The sequence below is a fragment of the Stenotrophomonas beteli genome (genome assembly GCF_001431665.1).
Lineage (GTDB): Bacteria > Pseudomonadota > Gammaproteobacteria > Xanthomonadales > Xanthomonadaceae > Stenotrophomonas > Stenotrophomonas beteli.
On sequence record NZ_LLXV01000055.1, the window covers coordinates 30122 to 48224 of the forward strand.

At 67.0% G+C, this 18103-nt stretch carries 17 protein-coding genes and 1 riboswitch; of the genes, 14 read left to right on the forward strand and 3 right to left on the reverse strand.

The window, feature by feature from the left end:
• Positions 1-113 precede the first annotated feature (113 nt).
• Positions 114-203, forward strand: a riboswitch (yybP-ykoY riboswitch).
• Between the two features lie 88 nt (positions 204-291).
• Together ARC23_RS14130 and ARC23_RS14135 are read left to right on the forward strand one after the other, a co-directional pair.
• Positions 292-867 carry a manganese efflux pump MntP gene (locus tag ARC23_RS14130; protein ID WP_057497786.1) on the forward strand — a complete coding sequence of 192 codons (576 nt, stop codon included), beginning with the start codon at positions 292-294 and terminating at the stop codon, positions 865-867.
• A 146-nt stretch (positions 868-1013) separates the two neighbouring features.
• Positions 1014-1469: an REP-associated tyrosine transposase gene (locus tag ARC23_RS14135; protein ID WP_057497787.1), complete on the forward strand. Its 456-nt coding sequence runs from the start codon at positions 1014-1016 to the stop codon at positions 1467-1469.
• Positions 1470-1624: 155 nt separating this feature from the next.
• Here ARC23_RS14135 and ARC23_RS14140 read toward each other — a convergent pair whose 3' ends face one another.
• Together ARC23_RS14140 and acs are read right to left on the reverse strand one after the other, a co-directional pair.
• Positions 1625-2290 carry a response regulator transcription factor gene (locus ARC23_RS14140; protein WP_006477308.1) on the reverse strand — a complete coding sequence of 222 codons (666 nt, stop codon included), beginning with the start codon at positions 2288-2290 and terminating at the stop codon, positions 1625-1627.
• A gap of 110 nt (positions 2291-2400) precedes the next feature.
• Entirely contained in the window at positions 2401-4344 is a 1944-nt protein-coding gene (gene acs / locus ARC23_RS14145) for an acetate--CoA ligase (RefSeq protein ID WP_057497788.1), read from the reverse strand.
• Positions 4345-4589: 245 nt separating this feature from the next.
• Here acs and ARC23_RS14150 point away from each other — a divergent pair, with 245 nt between their 5' ends.
• The 4 genes from ARC23_RS14150 (at position 4590) to xth (ending at position 10238) form a co-directional block, all read left to right on the forward strand.
• Positions 4590-6017 (forward strand): DcaP family trimeric outer membrane transporter, encoded by a 1428-nt coding sequence (locus ARC23_RS14150; protein ID WP_057497789.1) that lies wholly within the window; start codon positions 4590-4592, stop codon positions 6015-6017.
• A gap of 110 nt (positions 6018-6127) precedes the next feature.
• A complete protein-coding gene (locus tag ARC23_RS14155) occupies positions 6128-7789 on the forward strand; it encodes an MFS transporter (protein ID WP_057497790.1) in 1662 nt (553 codons plus the stop codon).
• Positions 7790-7930: 141 nt separating this feature from the next.
• Positions 7931-9340, forward strand: a complete 1410-nt coding sequence (locus ARC23_RS14160; protein ID WP_057497791.1) for a coniferyl aldehyde dehydrogenase — start codon at positions 7931-7933, stop codon at positions 9338-9340.
• Between the two features lie 130 nt (positions 9341-9470).
• Complete coding sequence (gene xth, locus ARC23_RS14165) at positions 9471-10238, forward strand: exodeoxyribonuclease III (protein ID WP_057497792.1); 768 nt, start codon at positions 9471-9473, stop codon at positions 10236-10238.
• Positions 10239-10309: 71 nt separating this feature from the next.
• On the opposite strand, the gene ARC23_RS14170 is transcribed toward xth, so the two are convergent.
• Positions 10310-10561, reverse strand: coding sequence for a GlsB/YeaQ/YmgE family stress response membrane protein (locus ARC23_RS14170; protein WP_014648887.1), 252 nt, complete (start codon positions 10559-10561; stop codon positions 10310-10312).
• A gap of 84 nt (positions 10562-10645) precedes the next feature.
• Between ARC23_RS14170 and ARC23_RS14175 the strand changes: the two genes are divergently transcribed.
• From ARC23_RS14175 to ARC23_RS14210, 8 genes are all read left to right on the forward strand, one after another.
• Positions 10646-11245, forward strand: a complete 600-nt coding sequence (locus tag ARC23_RS14175) for a 4'-phosphopantetheinyl transferase family protein (protein ID WP_057497793.1) — start codon at positions 10646-10648, stop codon at positions 11243-11245.
• A gap of 39 nt (positions 11246-11284) precedes the next feature.
• On the forward strand, positions 11285-11923 hold the full coding sequence (gene rsmG, locus ARC23_RS14180; RefSeq protein ID WP_005420388.1) for a 16S rRNA (guanine(527)-N(7))-methyltransferase RsmG: 639 nt from the start codon (positions 11285-11287) through the stop codon (positions 11921-11923).
• 112 nt (positions 11924-12035) lie between these two features.
• On the forward strand, positions 12036-12833 hold the full coding sequence (locus ARC23_RS14185) for a ParA family protein (RefSeq protein WP_057497794.1): 798 nt from the start codon (positions 12036-12038) through the stop codon (positions 12831-12833).
• A complete protein-coding gene (locus ARC23_RS14190) occupies positions 12833-13756 on the forward strand; it encodes a ParB/RepB/Spo0J family partition protein (protein ID WP_005411652.1) in 924 nt (307 codons plus the stop codon). The genes ARC23_RS14185 and ARC23_RS14190 overlap by 1 nt, the downstream gene beginning before the upstream one ends.
• An 85-nt stretch (positions 13757-13841) precedes the next feature.
• The gene (locus ARC23_RS14195; RefSeq protein ID WP_057497795.1) at positions 13842-14807 is read left to right on the forward strand and encodes an NAD-dependent epimerase/dehydratase family protein; all 966 of its coding nucleotides are present in this window, start codon (positions 13842-13844) and stop codon (positions 14805-14807) included.
• A 90-nt stretch (positions 14808-14897) separates the two neighbouring features.
• Positions 14898-15620 carry a glycosyltransferase family 2 protein gene (locus ARC23_RS14200; RefSeq protein ID WP_005420380.1) on the forward strand — a complete coding sequence of 241 codons (723 nt, stop codon included), beginning with the start codon at positions 14898-14900 and terminating at the stop codon, positions 15618-15620.
• On the forward strand, positions 15620-15967 hold the full coding sequence (locus ARC23_RS14205; RefSeq protein WP_014648879.1) for a lipid-A-disaccharide synthase N-terminal domain-containing protein: 348 nt from the start codon (positions 15620-15622) through the stop codon (positions 15965-15967). The genes ARC23_RS14200 and ARC23_RS14205 overlap by 1 nt, the downstream gene beginning before the upstream one ends.
• Positions 15968-16292: 325 nt before the next feature.
• Positions 16293-18068: a DUF885 domain-containing protein gene (locus ARC23_RS14210; RefSeq protein WP_057497796.1), complete on the forward strand. Its 1776-nt coding sequence runs from the start codon at positions 16293-16295 to the stop codon at positions 18066-18068.
• Positions 18069-18103 lie beyond the last annotated feature (35 nt).

An 18103-nucleotide genomic window follows, 5' to 3' on the forward strand; every position in this document is an offset into this window, starting at 1 on the left:
TCGGCTTCCGCGCGCTGCACGGCGCCGATATAGCCATCGCTATACAAACCAGCCCTGCCTGCGCGTTTCGATGGAAATGCGCCATGCGCGGATCGCGATGCTAAGCTTCGCGTCCCCTTGGGGAGTAGCCGGATTCCTTCGCAGGAATCGTCCACGTCAACATACTCGGCCAGTGCGCCGTGGCGTGGACAACCATGATGGTTGGCGAGACCAGCGGCCCGCGCGCGCAACGTCAGGTTGGGCGCGAGCGCGAGCCGTGCGTCCGTCCTTGCCCGACCTCAGCCGCTGTCCATGTCTCCCATTTCGATCCTCCTGATCGGCTTTGCCATGTCCACCGATGCTTTCGCCGCTGCAATCGGCAAGGGGGCGGCCATGCGCAAGCCGGTGTTCCGCGACGCACTGCGTGCCGGCATCATCTTCGGCGTCATCGAGGCGATCACGCCCATCATCGGTTGGCTGCTCGGCCGTGCCGCCCTGCAGTACGTGGAAGCCTTCGACCACTGGATCGCGTTCGGCCTGCTCGGTGCGCTGGGCATCCACATGATCTACAACGGCCTGCGCGCGGACAGTGCCGAGGACGACGAAGACCCTTCGCAGCACCATGGCTTCTGGAAGCTGGCGCTGACCGGTTTTGCGACCAGCATCGACGCGATGGCGGTGGGCATCGGCCTGGCCTTCATGGATGTGCATATCGGCGTAATGGCCGCGGTGATCGGCCTGTGCACGCTGACCATGGTCACTGTCGGCATCATGCTTGGCCGCGCGCTGGGCAGCATGGTCGGCAAGCGCGCCGAGATCATCGGTGGCGTGATCCTGGTGATCATCGGCGCGACGATCCTGTACGAACACCTGCACGGCGTGGGGTAACACCTGCCCCTGTAGAGCCGAGCCCATGCTCGGCTGCTTCGAGCGGCAGCCGAGCATGGGCTCGGCTCTACCTCAGGGTATTGGCTGACAAGCATTGCGGTGTTGAACTGATGGAAGGGCTGTCATGCGTGCCATAGCCTCTTCGCATGGCCAGTCCCGCACTCCGCCTTGGTCGCTGGTCGCAGACCGGCAATGTCTACGCGATCACGGCTGTGACACGCGCACGTCGTCCTTGGTTCGACGACAAGGCCAACGTCGATCTACTGATCGAAGCGCTGCGCACCGTAGAGCGAACGGGGCGGACCTCCTCCCTCGCCTGGGTGGTGATGCCGGATCATCTACATTGGCTGTTCGAACTCCGTACCGGCACGCTTGCCGGCTGCATGCAGATCCTCAAGTCACGGAGCGGGCGTTCCATTGGCAGGCGCGCTGATGCCAACGCGCCGATCTGGCAGCCGGGATACTACGATCATGCGCTGCGCAGCGATGAGTGCCTGCGCACGCAGGCGATGTACATCGCGGCCAATCCCGTGCGTGCTGGGCTGGCCACGCGCATCGGGGAATACCCCTATGTGTGGAGTCGATGGCCCCTTTGGGGGTGATGGGTAGAGGCAAGGAGCAGCCGAGCGCGGGCTCGGCTCTACAAAGGCAGGTGCTGTGGGGTCCTGTAGAGCCGAGCCTGCGCTCGGCTCACGCGCGTAGCGCGGGCTTCAGGCGAACAGCAGCCGAGCATGGGCTCGGCTCTACAGCGGAGGTCTCAGTCTTCTTCCGGCGGCAGCACGATGGCGTCGTCGTCGATCGCCAGCTTACCGGCCATCAGCACGGCCTGGGTGCGGTTGGTCACGCCCAGCTTGCGCAGGATGGCGGTGACGTGGGCCTTGATCGTCGCTTCGGAGACGTTGAGGTCGTAGGCGATCTGCTTGTTCAAGCGCCCGGCGCCCAGCATCTGCAGCACGCGGAACTGCTGTGGGGTCAGTTCGCGCAGGCGCTGGCCCACTTCGCGTTCTTCGCTGCCGGTAGGCGGCACGTTGTGCGCTTCCGGCGGTGCCCAGGTCTCGCCATCGAGGATGGTGCCCAGTGCATGGCCGATGGTGTCCGAATCCGCAGACTTCGGAATGAAGCCCAGCGCGCCATGATCGAGCGCGCGGCGCATCACCGTGGCTTCTTCGCGCGCGGACACCACCACCACCGGCAGGTGCGGATGCAGCGAGCGCATGTGCACCAGCGCGTTGAAACCCTGCGCGCCGGGCATGTTGAGGTCCATCAGGACCAGGTCGGCGTCGTTGTGCTGGTCGGCCAGTGCATACAGCGCTTCCACGCTGTCGGCCTCGAACAGCTGCACGCCGGGGATGACCCGCTGCACGGCCCCACGCAGGGCTTCGCGGAACAGCGGGTGGTCATCGGCAATCAGGAGGGTGGTCATGGTCGGGGGGAACCGTGGGGGGAAACTGCATGGGGCCAGATCCTGCGGCGGTCAGAGCCCGTTCCTGGCGGAACGGGGTCCGACCCCGGGATCCGGCCCCGGGTCGCACGTCAGCGCACCTTGCGCTCGTCCACCAGCGAGGCCACCACCGACGGGTCGGCCAGGGTCGAGGTGTCGCCGAGCTGGTCCGGCGCGTTCTCGGCGATCTTGCGCAGGATGCGGCGCATGATCTTGCCCGAGCGGGTCTTCGGCAGGCCCGGCGCCCACTGCAGGTGGTCCGGCGTGGCGATCGGGCCGATCTCCTTGCGCACCCAGGCGACCAGTTCCTTCTGCAGTTCATCGCTCGGTGCCTCTTCGGCCACCAGGGTGACGTAGGCGTAGATGCCCTGGCCCTTCACGTCGTGCGGGAAGCCGACCACGGCCGCCTCGGCCACCTTCGGGTGCGAAACCAGCGCGCTTTCCACCTCAGCGGTGCCGATGCGGTGGCCGGACACGTTGATCACGTCGTCGACGCGGCCGGTGATCCAGTAATAGCCGTCTTCGTCGCGGCGGCAACCGTCGCCGGTGAAGTAGCTGCCCGGATAGGTGCGGAAATAGGTATCGATGAAGCGCTGGTGGTCGCCATACACCGTGCGCATCTGGCCCGGCCAGGAATCACGGATGATCAGGTTGCCCTCGGTCGGGCCGTCCTGGATCTCGCCATCAGCATTGACCAGCGCCGGCTGCACGCCGAAGAAGGGCAGGGTGGCCGAACCCGGCTTCAGATCCATCGCACCGGCCAGCGGCGAGATCAGGATGCCGCCGGTCTCGGTCTGCCACCAGGTATCGACGATCGGGCAGCGGCTGTCGCCGACCACCTCGTAGTACCAGCGCCACGCTTCCGGGTTGATCGGTTCGCCGACGCTGCCGAGCAGGCGCAGCGACGCGCGCGAGGTCTTCTTCACCGGCTCCTCGCCCTCGCGCATCAGCGCACGGATGGCGGTCGGGGCGGTGTAGAAGATGCTCACCTTGTGCTTGTCGATGACGTTCCAGAAGCGCGAGGTGTCCGGGTAGTTCGGCACGCCTTCGAACATCAGCGAGGTCGCGCCGTTGGCCAGCGGCCCGTACACGATGTAGCTGTGGCCGGTGACCCAGCCGACATCGGCGGTGCACCAGTAGATGTCGTCCTCGCGCAGGTCGAACACCGCTTCATGGGTGTAGGCCGCGTACAGCAGGTAGCCGCCGGTGGTGTGCAGCACGCCCTTGGGCTTGCCGGTGGAACCGGAGGTGTAGAGGATGAACAGCGGGTCTTCGGCGTTCATGCGTTCCGGTTCGCAGGTGGACGGCTGGCTGTCCACCACATCGTGGAACCAGCGGTCGCGCGGGGCCTGCATGTCCACCGCGCCGCCGGTGTGGCGCACCACCAGCACGGTTTCAACCGTATTGGTGCCCGGCAGCTTCAGCGCGGCATCAACGTTGGCCTTCAGCGGAATCCTGCGGCCGCCGCGCAGGCCTTCGTCGGCGGTGATGATCAGCTTGCTCTGGCAGTCGCTGACACGGTCGGCGATCGAGTTCGGCGCAAAGCCACCGAACACCACCGAATGGATCGCACCGATGCGCGCGCAGGCCAGCATGGCCACCGCGGCGTCGACGATCATCGGCAGGTAGATGGTGACCCGGTCGCCCTTCTTGACGCCGAGGTTGCGCAGCGCGTTGCCGAGGCGGCAGGTGCGCTCGTACAGCTCGCGATAGGTCACGTGCTGGGCCGGCGCATCCGGGCTGTCCGGTTCGAACAGCAGGGCGGTCTTGTCGGCGCGCGTTTCCAACTGGCGATCCAGGCAGTTCACGCTGGCGTTGAGTTCGCCATCCTCGAACCACTTGATGTGGAAATCGGACAGGTCGTAGCTGACGTTCTTGATCTTCGTCGGCTTGCGCATCCAGTCCAGTCGTGCGGCGGCCCTGCCCCAGAAACCGTCCGGGTCGTTCACCGAAGCCTGGTACTGCTGTTGGTAGGACGTCCTGTCGATGCGTGCCTTGGCGGCGAACTGCGGATCGACGGGGTAGATATCAGCCATGGCACCCTCACTTGCACGTTGACTTTGTATGTGCGGTCGCAGCATCGCAGCGACCGATCCCCCTCAGTTTGCCCCATCCACCCCCGGCCGCGTCACCACCTTGGTTAGACCATGGTCGAAAGTGAGCGCCCAGCAGGGCCGGGTTCGACCAATGGCGAATAGCCGCTATACATATTCGCCCCGCAGTCTCGGCTCGACCGTGCCCCACGCGCGGCATCACCTTGCCACTTGGGAGAGAGGGCAACATGAGCCACCGTACGTTGAAAGCCGTGCGCACACCTTTGGCGGCCTGCCTGTTGGTCGCCCTGGTCGCACCGGGCATGGCGTTCGCAGAGACCGCCAAAGAGAAGGCGCTGGAAGCACGCGTTGCCGAACTGGAACGCCAGGTCCAGCTGCTGCTGTCTTCGCAGCAACAACAACAGACCCAGATCAGCCAGACCCAGCAGGCTGTGACCGAAGTCCGCACGGTGCAGGCCGGGCAGAAGCCGGTCGCACAGGTGCCGGCCGGCAAGCAGCCGATCCAGGTCACCACCATCACCCCGGGCGCGGCGCCGGGCACCACGGTCAAGATCGGTGGCTTCATCAAGGCCGATTTCCTGGCCACCCAGACCAGCGACGGCCAGCTGGCCGACGACGCCACCGGCCGCTCACTGTACCTGCCGGGCCAGACCCCGGTGGAAGGCGCCGGCGGCAGCGGCAAGCGTTCGGGCACCGACTTCAATGCCCACGCCAAGTTCTCGCGCTTCAACCTGGGCATCGACAACGTGAGCGAATCGGGCAACAAGGCCGGTGCGTTCTTCGAGATGGACTTCTTCGGCAACTCGCTGGGCAACCAGACCGCCACCAATACCTACGGCGTGACCCTGCGCCACGCCTACATGTACTGGAACAACTGGATGGCCGGCCAGACCTGGTCCAACTTCATGGACGCGGCCGCACTGCCCGAGGCGGTCGACTTCGTCGGCCCCACCGATGGCGTGATCTTCGTGCGCCAGGCCCAGGTGCGTTACACCCAGGGTGGCTTCAGCGTCGCGCTGGAAAACCCGGAAACCACCACCCTCACCGGTACCCGCAACCCGGTCACCGGGGCATGGACCAACGCCAGCGCCAACTCCGACCGTGGCAGCCTGCCCGATCTGACCCTGCGCTATGGCTGGAAGGGTGATTGGGGCACCTTCGGTGTCGGCGGCATCGTCCGCCAGCTGAAGGTCGACAACCAGGCCACCGGCGCCAAGGCCGACAAGGTGGCCGGTGGCCTGACCCTGGGCGGCAAATGGGTGATGGGTGACAGCGATTCGCTGCACTACCAGCTGACCGGCGGCGAAGGCATCGCCCGCTACATCGGCCTGGGCATCACCGCCGACAGTGCCTATGACGTGGCCCGCGACGAACTCAACCCGACCGGCGTGCTTGCCGGCTACGTGGGCTGGCGGCATGCGTTCTCGCCGAAGTTGCGCACCAACCTGATCTACGCGCGCAGCGACTACGACAACGACAGCATCCTCGGCCCGCTGGTAACCAAGAGCGTGCAGAGCATCCGCGGCAACATCTTCTATTCGCCGCTGCCCAAGGTCGATATCGGTGCGGAGCTGATGTACGGCCGTCGCGAAGTGGAGAACGGCAACAAGGGTGACATCACCCGATTGCAGTTCACCACGAAGTACAGCTTCTAAAGGAGTGCCGACCAAGGTCGGCACCTAGAGAGATTGCGTGCCGGCCAGCGGCCGGTACCTACCGAATTGAGTGCCGACCAAGGTCGGCATCTACCGAGGGAAAACGCCCCATGTCCAGCACACCCAGTACCGCACACAAAGCGGGCACCCTGACCAAGGGTCACAAGAAGGTCATCTTCGCCTCGAGCCTCGGCACGGTGTTCGAGTGGTACGACTTCTTCCTGTACGGCTCGCTCGCGGCCATCATCGCCAAGCAGTTCTTCAGTGGCGTCAATGAAACCACAGGCATGATCTTCGCCCTGCTGGCGTTTGCCGCCGGCTTCTTCGTGCGTCCGTTCGGCGCGGCCTTCTTCGGCAGCCTCGGCGACCGCATCGGCCGCAAGTACACCTTCCTGGTCACCATCCTGATCATGGGCATCTCGACCTTCCTGGTCGGCGTGCTGCCCAACTACGCTTCGATCGGTTTCGCCGCGCCGGTGATCCTGATCATCCTGCGCCTGGCCCAGGGCCTGGCGATGGGCGGCGAGTACGGCGGTGCCGCCACCTACGTGGCCGAGCACGCGCCGGACGACAAACGTGGCCTGTACACCAGCTTCATCCAGTGCACGGCCACGCTCGGCCTGTTCATGTCGCTGCTGATCATCCTGGCCTGCCGTTACTTCCTGGGCAATGAAGCCTTCGAAGCCTGGGGCTGGCGCATTCCGTTCCTGGTCTCGATCCTGCTGCTGGGTGTCTCAGTGTGGATCCGCCTGCAGCTGAGCGAGTCGCCGCTGTTCCAGCAGATGAAGTCCGAGGGCAAGGGTTCCAAGACCCCGTTCCGTGACAGCCTGAAGGGCGGCAACCTGAAGCTGATGCTGCTGGTCCTGCTCGGTGCGGCGGCGGGCCAGGCGGTGGTCTGGTATGGCGGCCAGTTCTACGCGCTGTTCTTCCTCAGCAGCATGCTGAAGGTCGATGCCACCACCTCCTACCTGCTGATCGCGGCCGCGCTGGCGTTGGGCGTACCGTTCTTCATCTTCTTCGGCTGGCTGTCCGACCGTATCGGCCGCAAGAAGATCATCCTGGCCGGCTGCCTGCTGGCCGCTGTCACCTACATCCCGATCTTCAAGGGCCTGACCCACTTCGCCAACCCGGCCATCGAAGAAGCCCGCAGCAGCTCGCCGGCCCTGGTCGTCGCCGACCCGGCCACCTGCTCGTTCCAGTTCGATCCGGTGGGCCTGCGCAAGTTCACCAGCTCCTGCGACGTGGCCACCGCCGCGCTGACCAAGGCCGGTGTGCCGTACGACGTGCAGCCCGCCGCCGCCGGTTCGCTGGCGATGGTGAACGTGGGCAGTGCCAGCGTCACCTCGTATGAGGCCGCCGGCCTGACCAAGGAAGAAGCCAAGGCCAAGGCCGATGCGTTCGGTGCGGAACTGAAGGCCGCCCTGACCTCTGCCGGCTACCCGGCCAAGGCCGATGGCGCCCGCATCAACATCGCCGGGACCATCTTCATGCTGTGGCTGCTGGTGCTGTACGTGACCATGGTCTACGGCCCGATCGCCGCCTACCTGGTCGAACTGTTCCCGACCCGCATCCGCTACACCTCGATGTCGCTGCCGTACCACATCGGCAACGGCTGGTTCGGTGGCTTCCTGCCGGCGATCTCGTTCGCGCTGGTGGCCGGTACCGGCAACCTGTACTACGGCCTGTGGTACCCGATCATCATCGCGCTGATGTCGGTGGTGATCGGCGGCCTGTTCCTGCGCGAGACAAAGGACGTGGATATCACCAAGTAAGCGGTGGGTTCCATGCAGTGAAGGAAAGGCCGCGGTGCAGACCGCGGCCTTTCTGTTTCCCTGTTTTTGGGGTCAGATCCCTTTCGCTTGCGAAAGGGATCTGACCCCATCGAGACGTGCCACACCCCGTATAGTCGGCCCATGACCACCACCTCCCGGGCCGAACTCCCCGCCCTCCTGCACACCCTGCGCAGCGCCTGGCAGTCGCAGCGCCCCACGCTGGACCAGCGCGAAGCCGACCTGCGCCGCCTGCGCGAAGCGCTGAAGCCACGCCTGGACGAAATGGCCACGGCCATCGCCGAAGACTTCGGCCACCGCGCCCACGTTGAATCGAAGCTGGCCGATGGCATGAGTGTGCTGTCGGCCATCGACCACCTGCGCCGCCACCTGCGGCGCTGGTCGAAGCCGCAACGCGTGGGGGCCGGCTGGCGGCTGTGGCCGGCGCGCGCGCAGCTGCGGCCGACGCCGCTGGGCGTGGTGGGGGTGATCTCGCCCTGGAACTACCCGGTCACCCTGGCACTCGTGCCGTTGGCCACTGCGATTGCCGCCGGCAACCACGTGCTGCTCAAGCCCTCCGAACACACGCCGCGCACCAGCGCGTTCCTCGCCGACCTGCTGGCCAGCGTGTTCCCGCCTGATCGGGTGGCGGTGGTGCAGGGTGGGGCGGACGTGGCCGCGGCGGTGTCCTCGCTGCCGCTGGACCACCTGCTGTTCACTGGCTCGACGGCGGTTGGCCGCAAGGTGATGGCCGCCGCCGCCGAGCATCTGGTGCCGGTCACGCTGGAACTGGGCGGGAAGTCGCCGGCCATCGTCTGCCGCGATTTCCCGCTGGAAAAGGCCGCTGCGCGGCTGGCCACCGGCAAGTGGTTCAACGCGGGCCAGACCTGTATCGCGCCGGATTACGTGCTGATCGACACCGTGCGCCAGCGCGAGTTCGTGCAGGCGCTGCAGCAGCAGGTACGCGAGCGCTATGGCGACTTCAGCGATGCCGACGACTACACCCGCATCATCAATGAAGGCCAGTACCAGCGCCTGCAGGGCTATCTGGCACAGGCGCGGCAACGCGGGGTGCCGGTGATTCCGTTGGCGCAGGTGGATGAGGTGCGCGCCGACCGCGAGCGCCTGCTGGTGCCGACCGTGGTGCTGGACCCACCGGACGACCTGGACCTGATGCGCGAGGAGATCTTCGGGCCGATCCTGCCGGTGCGGGCCTATCCGGACCTGGAGGCGGCGCTGGCCGACGTGCTGTCCCGTGACCGGCCGCTGGCGCTGTACCCCTTCAGCCACGACACGGCGACGGTGGAGCGCATCCTCGGCCGGGTGGTGGCCGGCGGCGTGACGGTGAATGACACGCTGCTGCACTTCGCCGCCGATGGCCTGCCGTTTGGCGGGGTAGGGGCCAGCGGCATGGGCGCGTACCACGGCCGCGCCGGGTTCGATGCGATGAGCAAGCGGCTGCCGGTGCTGTGGCAGTCGCGCTGGGCCGCCAGCGACCGGCTGCGGCCGCCGTATTCGAAGATTGCGGGGTTGTTGAGATTGCTGCTGCGGTGAAGCCACGCATGGCGTGGCTCTACTGACGGGACCGGATTCTGGTAGGTGCCAACCTTGGTTGGCACGCGGGGGCCGACCCGCGCCAACCAAGGTTGGCGCCTACCAAAGCAGGGCCGGGTAGAATGCCCGCATGAAAATCGCCTCGTGGAACGTCAATTCGCTCAATGTCCGCCTGCCGCACCTGGAGCAGTGGCTCAAGGACTTCAGCCCGGACATCGTCGGCATCCAGGAAACCAAGCTGGAGGACCACAAGTTCCCCGATTCGGCGCTGATCGCCGCGGGCTACCGCAGCGTGTTCGCCGGCCAGAAGACCTACAACGGCGTGGCGCTGCTGTCGCGTGAGCCGGCGCAGGACGTGCAGATCGGCATTCCCGGCTTCGAGGACGAGCAGAAACGCGCCATCGCCGGTACCTTCGGCGACCTGCGGGTGATCAACCTGTACGTGGTCAACGGCCAGGACATCGGCACCGACAAGTACGACTACAAGCTGCGCTGGCTGGACGCGGTGCATGCCTGGATCGCCGGAGAACTGCAGCGGCACCCGAAGCTGATCGTGATGGGCGACTTCAACATCGCCCCGGACGCGCGCGATGTGCACGACCCGGAGGTCTGGAACGACAACCACATCCTGACCTCCACCGCCGAGCGTGGCGCATTGAACAAGCTGCTGCAGCTGGGCCTGCACGATGGCTTCCGCCTGCATAACGACGAGGCGGGCACCTTCAGCTGGTGGGATTACCGCGCCGCCGGCTTCCGCCGCAACCTGGGCCTGCGCATCGACCTGACCCTGGTCTCCGAAGCGCTGAGGGGCAGTGCGGTGGCCTCGGGCATCGACCGCGAACCGCGCACCTGGGAACGCCCGAGCGACCATGCGCCGGCCTGGGTGCAGATCGGTTGAACGAACAGGGCCCGACGATTGCCGGGCCCGTTCTGAACCATCTGCGGCCAGCGGCCGGCACTACCCTCAGATCACCGTATGCTCTTGCGGGTGAACAGGTTGACGATCGCCAGCAGGATCACCGCACCGATCAGCGAGAACAGGAAGGTGCGGAGGGTGATCGCTTCGTTGATGCCGCCGCCGAACAGCCAACCGGAAATCAGCGCGCCGACGATGCCGACCACGATGTTGAGGATGATGCCCTGCTGGGCATCGCGCTTCATGATGATGCTGGCCAGCCAGCCTACGATGCCGCCGACGATCAGCCAGATGATGATGCCCATGATCGAACCTCCGGTGGGAAACTGTGACCAGTTGACGCGCACCGCCGTGAACCCGTCGTGCAATTGCGTGATGGGCGCGTGCGGATGAGCCTGCCAGCGACCCTCGACGGCCCCTGGCGCTTCGGCCCGGTGACGGTCTGGCGGCGCCCGCACGTGCCCGGCCAGCGCGGCGAGCCGCAGGCGCGGCAGGTGCTGGCGCAGGCGCTGGGCGCCGACCCGGAGACGCTGCCGCTGGTCCGCGATGACAAGGGCCGGCCGGAGCTGAGCGGCCCGTTGGCCCACTACGGCACCGGCTGGAGCCACAGCGGCGAGGTGCTGCTGGTGGCCCTGGGCGAGGGCGTCCGCCTGGGCGTGGACCTGGAGCTGCTGCGGCCGCGGGCCCGCCTGCTGGAGATCGTGCAGCGCTTCTTCCACCCCGAGGAGGTGGCTTGGCTGGAAAGCCTGGACGAGGCCGGCCGCGAGCACTGGTTCTTCCGCGTGTGGTGCATCAAGGAGGCCATCCTGAAGGCGCATGGGCAGGGCATCTCGTTCGGCCTGCACCGCCTGCAGCTGGCGCCCGGGGCCGATGGCGCCCTGCATCTGCGCTGGTGCGACCCGGAACTGGGCGAGGCCGCGCGCTGGCACCTGCACGAGTGGCAGGCCAGCGGCCAGTTCCGCGCGGCATTGGCCTGGTATCCGCATTGAAGCGGGGAGTCGGCGTGCAAAACCGGCGATAATGCCGGCATGAGCGAACACCCACTTCCCGCCAGCGTGGCCGCCACGCTGGAACAGGGCCTGGCCAGCATGGGCCTGGACGCCGCGCTGGCGCCGCCGCTGCTGCGCTATCTGGCCCTGCTGCACCGCTGGAACGGCACCTACAACCTCACCGCCATCCGCGACCCGCAGGAGATGGTCACCCGCCACCTGCTCGACTCGCTGGCGATGCAGCCGTTCGTGGCCGATGGCAGCCTGGCCGACCTCGGCACCGGCCCCGGGTTGCCCGGCATCCCGCTGGCGATCGCCTGCCCGGGCCTGCAGGTCACCCTGGTCGAGAGCAACGGCAAGAAGGCGCGCTTCATGCGCGAAGCCGTGCGCCAGCTCGGCCTGGGCAACGCTCGCGTGGCCGAGTCGCGCGCCGAGGCGCTGGACGAGGCCGGCCGCTACGACCAGCTGACCGCGCGCGCGATGGACACCCTGGCCGGCATCGTCCGCGTCGGTGGCCACCTGCTGCGCCCCGGCGGCGTGTTGCTGGCCATGAAGGGCGTCTACCCGCATGAGGAGATCGCCGACCTGCCGGCGGGCTGGCAGGTGCGTGAGGTGACCCCGCTGAGCGTGCCCGGCCTGGCCGGCGAACGCCACCTGGTCACCGTTACAGGCCCCTGATTCCCGCCGCCAGCCCCTTGTGCAACAACGGGTTGGCGATCCACGATTTCCGCAAGGGGCCGGTTGTACGCATAATGACCGGTCCCAGCACACGTCGACGAGGCACACCCGCATGGCCCGCATCATCGCCATCGCCAACCAGAAGGGTGGCGTCGGCAAGACCACGACCGCCGTCAACCTGGCCGCTTCCCTGGCCAACGCACCCAAGCGCGTGCTGTTGGTCGACCTGGATTCGCAGGGCAACGCGACCATGGGCAGTGGCGTGGACAAACGCGAGCTGGCCGCCTCCACCTGTGACCTGCTGCTGGGCGAGAACAGCGCCGCCGACGTGCGCGTGCAGACGGCCGAAGGCTACGACCTGCTGCCCGGCAACATCGACCTGACCGCCGCCGAGATCCAGCTGATGGCGCAGAGCGAGCGCGAGCAGCGGCTGAAGCGCGCGCTGGCACCGATCCGCGACGAGTACGACTACATCCTGATCGACTGCCCGCCGGCGCTGTCGCTGCTGACGCTCAACGCGCTGGCCGCCGCCGATTCGGTGATCGTGCCGATGCAGTGCGAGTACTACGCGCTGGAAGGCCTGAGCGCGCTGGTGGAAACCATCGAAGCGCTGCGCACCAGCCTGAACCCCGCGCTGGAGATCGAAGGCGTGCTGCGCACCATGTTCGATGTGCGCAACAACCTGGCCAACGCGGTCTCGGCCGAGCTCACCGAGCACTTCGGCGACCGCGTGTTCCGCACCATCGTGCCGCGCAACGTGCGCCTGGCCGAGGCGCCCAGCCATGGCCAGAGCATCGTTGGCTATGACCGCGCCTCGCGCGGTGGCGTGGCCTACCTGGGCCTGGCCGGCGAGATCATCCGCCGCAACAACGAACGCAACAAGGCCAGCAAGGCCGTGGAGATCGTCTGATGACCAGCAGCAAGCCGGCAGCCAAGAAGCGAGGCCTCGGCCGTGGCCTGGATGCGCTGCTGGGCCCGAAAGGCGCGGTCAGCCAGGTGCAGGCCACCACCGCGGTGATCGAGCCGCTGCCGGGTGAAGTGCTGCGCAAGTTGCCGGTCGGCCAGCTGCAGCCGGGCAAGTACCAGCCGCGCCGCGAGATGGACGAGGGCAAGCTGTCCGAGCTGGCCGACTCGATCAAGTCGCAGGGCGTGATCCAGCCGATCCTGGTGCGCCAGCTGCCGGCGGGCAACTACGAAATCGTCGCCGGTGAACGCCGCTGGCGCGCATCGCAGCTGGCCGGGCTGGACGAAGTGCCGGTGGTGGTGCGCGAGCTGGAAGACCGCACCGTCATCGCGATGGCGCTGATCGAGAACATCCAGCGCGAAGACCTCAACCCGCTGGAAGAAGCCGAGGCGCTGCAGCGGCTGATCAGCGAATTCACCCTGACCCATGCCGAGGCCGCCGAGGCCGTCGGCCGCTCGCGCGCGGCGGTGTCCAACCTGCTGCGCCTGCTGGAGCTGCCGGTGGCGATCCGCCTGCTGCTGGAAACCCGCCGCCTGGAAATGGGCCACGCCCGTGCGCTGCTGACCCTCGCCCCCGAGCTGGCCGGCAAGCTGGCACAGGAAGCGGCCGATGAAGGCTGGTCGGTGCGCGAGGTCGAGCGCCGCGCGCAGGCGTTTGCCGCCGGCAAGGTGCCGAGCAACCGCCCGGTGGCCACGCCGAAGGTGCAGCAGGCCGACATCGCCTCGCTGGAAACCGAGCTGTCCGAAGCGCTCGGCGCCAAGGTGGCGATCAACCACGGCCGTGGCGGCAAGGGCAAGCTGATCATCCACTACACCGACCTGGACACCCTGGACGGCGTGCTGGAAAAGCTGCGTACGCGCCAGGGCTGAGCCCGGCGCCACATCACGCCGGCCGACGCATCCCCGCGACGTCGTCCACGCCGATGGCAGCGGGGTGCTTTGATCGAGACCCGCGATGACCATCCTGCTTACCGGCGCTGCCGGCTTCATCGGTGCCTACACCGCCCGCGCGCTGCTGGAGGCCGGCCAGGCCGTGGTCGGCCTGGACAACTTCAACGACTACTACGACCCGCAGATCAAGCGTGACCGCGTGGCCGCGCTGTGCCCGGCGCTGGACCTGCGCACGCTGGACCTGACCGACCGCGACGGCCTGGCCGCGCTGTTCGACGAGGTGAAACCGACCGCGGTGATCCACCTGGCCGCGCAGGCCGGCGTGCGCTACTCGCTGGAAAACCCGCACGCCTACGTCGACAGCAACCTGGTGGGCTTCGTCAACATGCTCGAGCTGTGCCGCCACCGTGGCGTGCAGCACCTGGTGTATGCCTCCAGCAGTTCGGTCTACGGCGATTCGGCCACGCCGCCGTTCTCCGAGGACCAGCGCGTGGACCAGCCGCGCTCGCTGTACGCCGCGACCAAGGCCGCCAATGAGCTGATGGCCTACACCTACGCGCAGCTGTACGGCCTGCATGCCACCGGCCTGCGCTTCTTCACCGTGTATGGCCCGTGGGGCCGTCCGGACATGGCACCGCTGCTGTTCTCCCGCGCGGTGCTGGCCGGGCGACCGATCGACGTGTTCAACGAAGGCCGCATGCAGCGCGATTTCACACATGTCTCCGACATCGTGGCCGGTATCCTCGGCGCCCTCGCGCATCCGGCCGACGGCCCGGTGCCGCACCGGGTGTTCAACCTCGGCAACCATACGCCGGTCGAGCTGGAGCGCTTCATCGGCGTGATCGAGCAGGCTGCCGGCCGTCCTGCGCAGAAGGTCTACAAGCCCATGCAGCCCGGCGACATGGTGCGCACGATGGCCGATACCCGGCGCGCACATGACGCTTTCGGCTTCGATGCGGTGACCCCGATCGAACAGGGCCTGCCGCCCGTCGTGCAGTGGTGCCGCGAGTATTTTGGTGATCGCGCCTGAGGACGGATCCTCACGCCACGGGGTTCATCTTCGGATAACCTCGGTTTCGGAGAATGCGCGGTCTTTGTCCCCCCTTTGGCCGAGTGCCTTATGAGCCAACCCGAGCTTTCCGTTGTCGTCCCGGTATTCAACGAGCGCGACAATGTCGCCCCGCTGGTCGCCGAAATCACTGCTGCGCTGCGTGGCCGGCTGCCGTTCGAGATCGTCTACATCGACGATCACTCGCGCGATGACACCCTGGCGGTGCTGCAGGGGCTGAAGGCAACCACCCCGGAACTGCGCGTGCTGCACCATGTGAACCAGAGCGGGCAGAGCACCGCGGTTCGCACCGGCGTCAAGCACGCGCGCGCGCCGTGGATCGCCACCCTGGACGGCGATGGCCAGAACGATCCGGCCGATATTCCCAAGCTGCTCGCCGCACGCGACGCCGCCGAGGCGCAGGTGAAGCTGTTCGCCGGCTGGCGCGTCAACCGCCAGGACAGCGGCAGCAAGCGCTGGGCCAGCAAATGGGCCAACGCCATCCGTGCACGCATGCTGCGCGACGATACGCCCGATACCGGCTGCGGCATCAAGCTGTTCGAACGCAGCGCGTTCCTCGACCTGCCGTACTTCGACCACATGCACCGCTACCTGCCTGCGCTGATGCAGCGCGCCGGCTGGAAGACCACCAGCGTGCCGGTCAACCACCGCCACCGTACCGCTGGCGTGTCCAAGTACAACAACCTCGGCCGCGCGCTGGTCGGCATCCGCGACCTGCGTGGCGTGGCCTGGCTGATCACCCGCAGCAAGCGCACCGCGGTGGAGGAGCGTTGATGGACCTGGAGCTGCATTGGCTGGACCAGCCGCTGACCTGGCTGTACTGGACCGGCCTGCACGTGACCGGCTGGAAGCTGATCGGCTATACCGGCGCGCTGATGTTCGGCGGCCGCTGGCTGGTCCAGTTCGTCGCGTCCAAGCGCGCCGGCAAGCCGGTGATCCCGCGCCTGTTCTGGTACATGAGCGTGCTCGGCAGCCTGATGACGCTGAGCTACTTCCTGTTCTCGGCCAAGCAGGACTCGGTGGGCGTGCTGCAGAACCTGTTCCCGGCGTTCACCGCGCTGTACAGCCTGCACCTGGACATCAAGCACCGCGGCTGGAAGCGCGACAAGGCCAGCCACTGAGGCCCCAGGGTCGGATCCCTTTCCGCAGGAAAGGGCTCTGACCCCGTCCGGATCACCCCGTCCGGATCTGCGGCGCATCCACGCATGACGTGGATCTACTGCATGTTCGGCGGCCGGCTCCCGGCCCTGCCTGCCGTGGGTAGCGTCGACGACTGTCAGTCGACTTTCGCGCGGAGCGCGGACTTTGCCGCATCTGGCGGAAGAGCAGCCGACTAACAGTCGGCTCTACCACGCGCCTCCGGCGCTGCAGGCAGGACCTTCGTCCCATGCCACGGGCGATGGGGGGTGCCATGATCGGGCTCTGCCTTCCCGGGAACCTGTGCTCGTGAAAACCCGTCTTGCTGTAGCCCTGCTGCTCGCCCTGTCCGCCCCCACCGTGGCCCTGGCCGCCGCGCCGCCCGCCACCGCCGCGCCGGCCAGCGTGGCCACTGAATCGCCCGCCGATGCCGCCTTCCGCGCGCTGTACGAGAAGGAATGGAAGTGGCGCCAGCAGGGCGGTGGCGAGGCCAGCGAGGACGAAGACGCCCCGGCCAATGCCACCCGCATGCCCGACATCGGCCCCGCCGCGCAGCAGGCACGCCTGAAGGTGTGGGACGAGACCCTCGCCGCGCTGAAGAAGATCGACCCGAAGACCCTGTCGCCCGACAACCAGGTCAACTATGCGATCTACCACGACCAGGTGTTCAACCTGGCCGAAGAGACGCGCCTGCGCGGCTACGAGATGCCGTTCAACGCCGACTCCTCGTTCTGGTCCAACCTCTCCTTCATGGCCCGGCGCGAGATGAAGACCGCGCAGGACTACCAGAACTACATCGCACGCCTGAATGATGTGCCGCGCTACTTCGGCCAGCAGACCGAGAACATGCGCGCCGGCCTGAAGCGTGGCTTCAGCGTGCCGCGTGCGGTGCTCGATGGTCGCGAGGTGTCCATCGCCACCGTTGCCGAACTGAAGGACCCGACCGAATCGCCGCTGTACGCGCCATTCAAGAAACTGCCCAACAGCATCCCGGCCGCCGAGCAGGCCAGGTTGCAGGCGCAGGCGCGCGAAGCAATCAGCGGCAAGGTGGTGCCGGCGTTCCAGCAGCTGCGCACCTTCTTCGTCAACGAGTACGTGCCGCAGGCGCGTACCACCCTGGCCGCCGAAGCGATGCCCGATGGCAAGGCGTACTACAAGCAGCAGATCCACGAATACACCACGCTGGACCTGTCGCCGGACGAGATCCACCGCATCGGCCTGGATGAGGTCGCGCGCATCCAGAAGGAAATGAACGACATCATCAAGCAGGTGAAGTTCAAGGGCAGCTTTGCCGAGTTCCTGGCCTTCCTGCGCACCGACCCGCAGTTCTACGCCAAGACCCCGGAAGAGCTGCTGTCACGCGCCGCGTGGATCTCCAAGCGCGCCGATGGCCAGCTGGGCAAGTACATGACGCTGCCGCGCGCGCGTTTCACCATCGTGCCGGTGCCGCCGGATATCGCGCCGTTCTGGACCGCCGGCCGCGGTGGCATGGGCACCTACTGGCTCAACACCTACAACCTGCCGTCGCGCCCGCTGTACAACCTGCCGGCGCTGACCCTGCATGAATCCGATCCGGGCCATGCGCTGCAGGGCGCGATCGCCGCCGAGCAGAAAAACCTGCCCGAGTTCCGCCGCAACGCCTACATCTCCGCCTATGGCGAAGGCTGGGCGCTGTACTGCGAAAAGCTGGGCGTGGAAATGGGCATCTACGAAACCCCGTACGAGGATTTCGGCCGCCTGACCTACGAAATGTGGCGTGCCGCGCGCCTGGTGATCGACACCGGCGTGCACAGCAAGGGCTGGAGCCGCGAGCAGGCGCTGGCCTACCTGCGCGACCACACCGCGCTGAGCGAGCATGAAGTGACTACCGAAGTGGACCGCTACATTTCCTGGCCGGGCCAGGCGCTGAGCTACAAGCTGGGCGAGATCGCCATCGTGCGCCTGCGTGCGCAGGCCGAGAAGGAGCTGGGCGACAAGTTCGACATCAAGGGCTTCCACGACACCCTGCTCAAGCAGGGCTCGGTGCCGCTGCCGGTGCTGGAACAGCAGATCCAGGCCTACATCGCCGAACGCAAGAAGGCCTGACCGTTACCGGGTAGTGCCGGCCGCTGGCCGGCCAT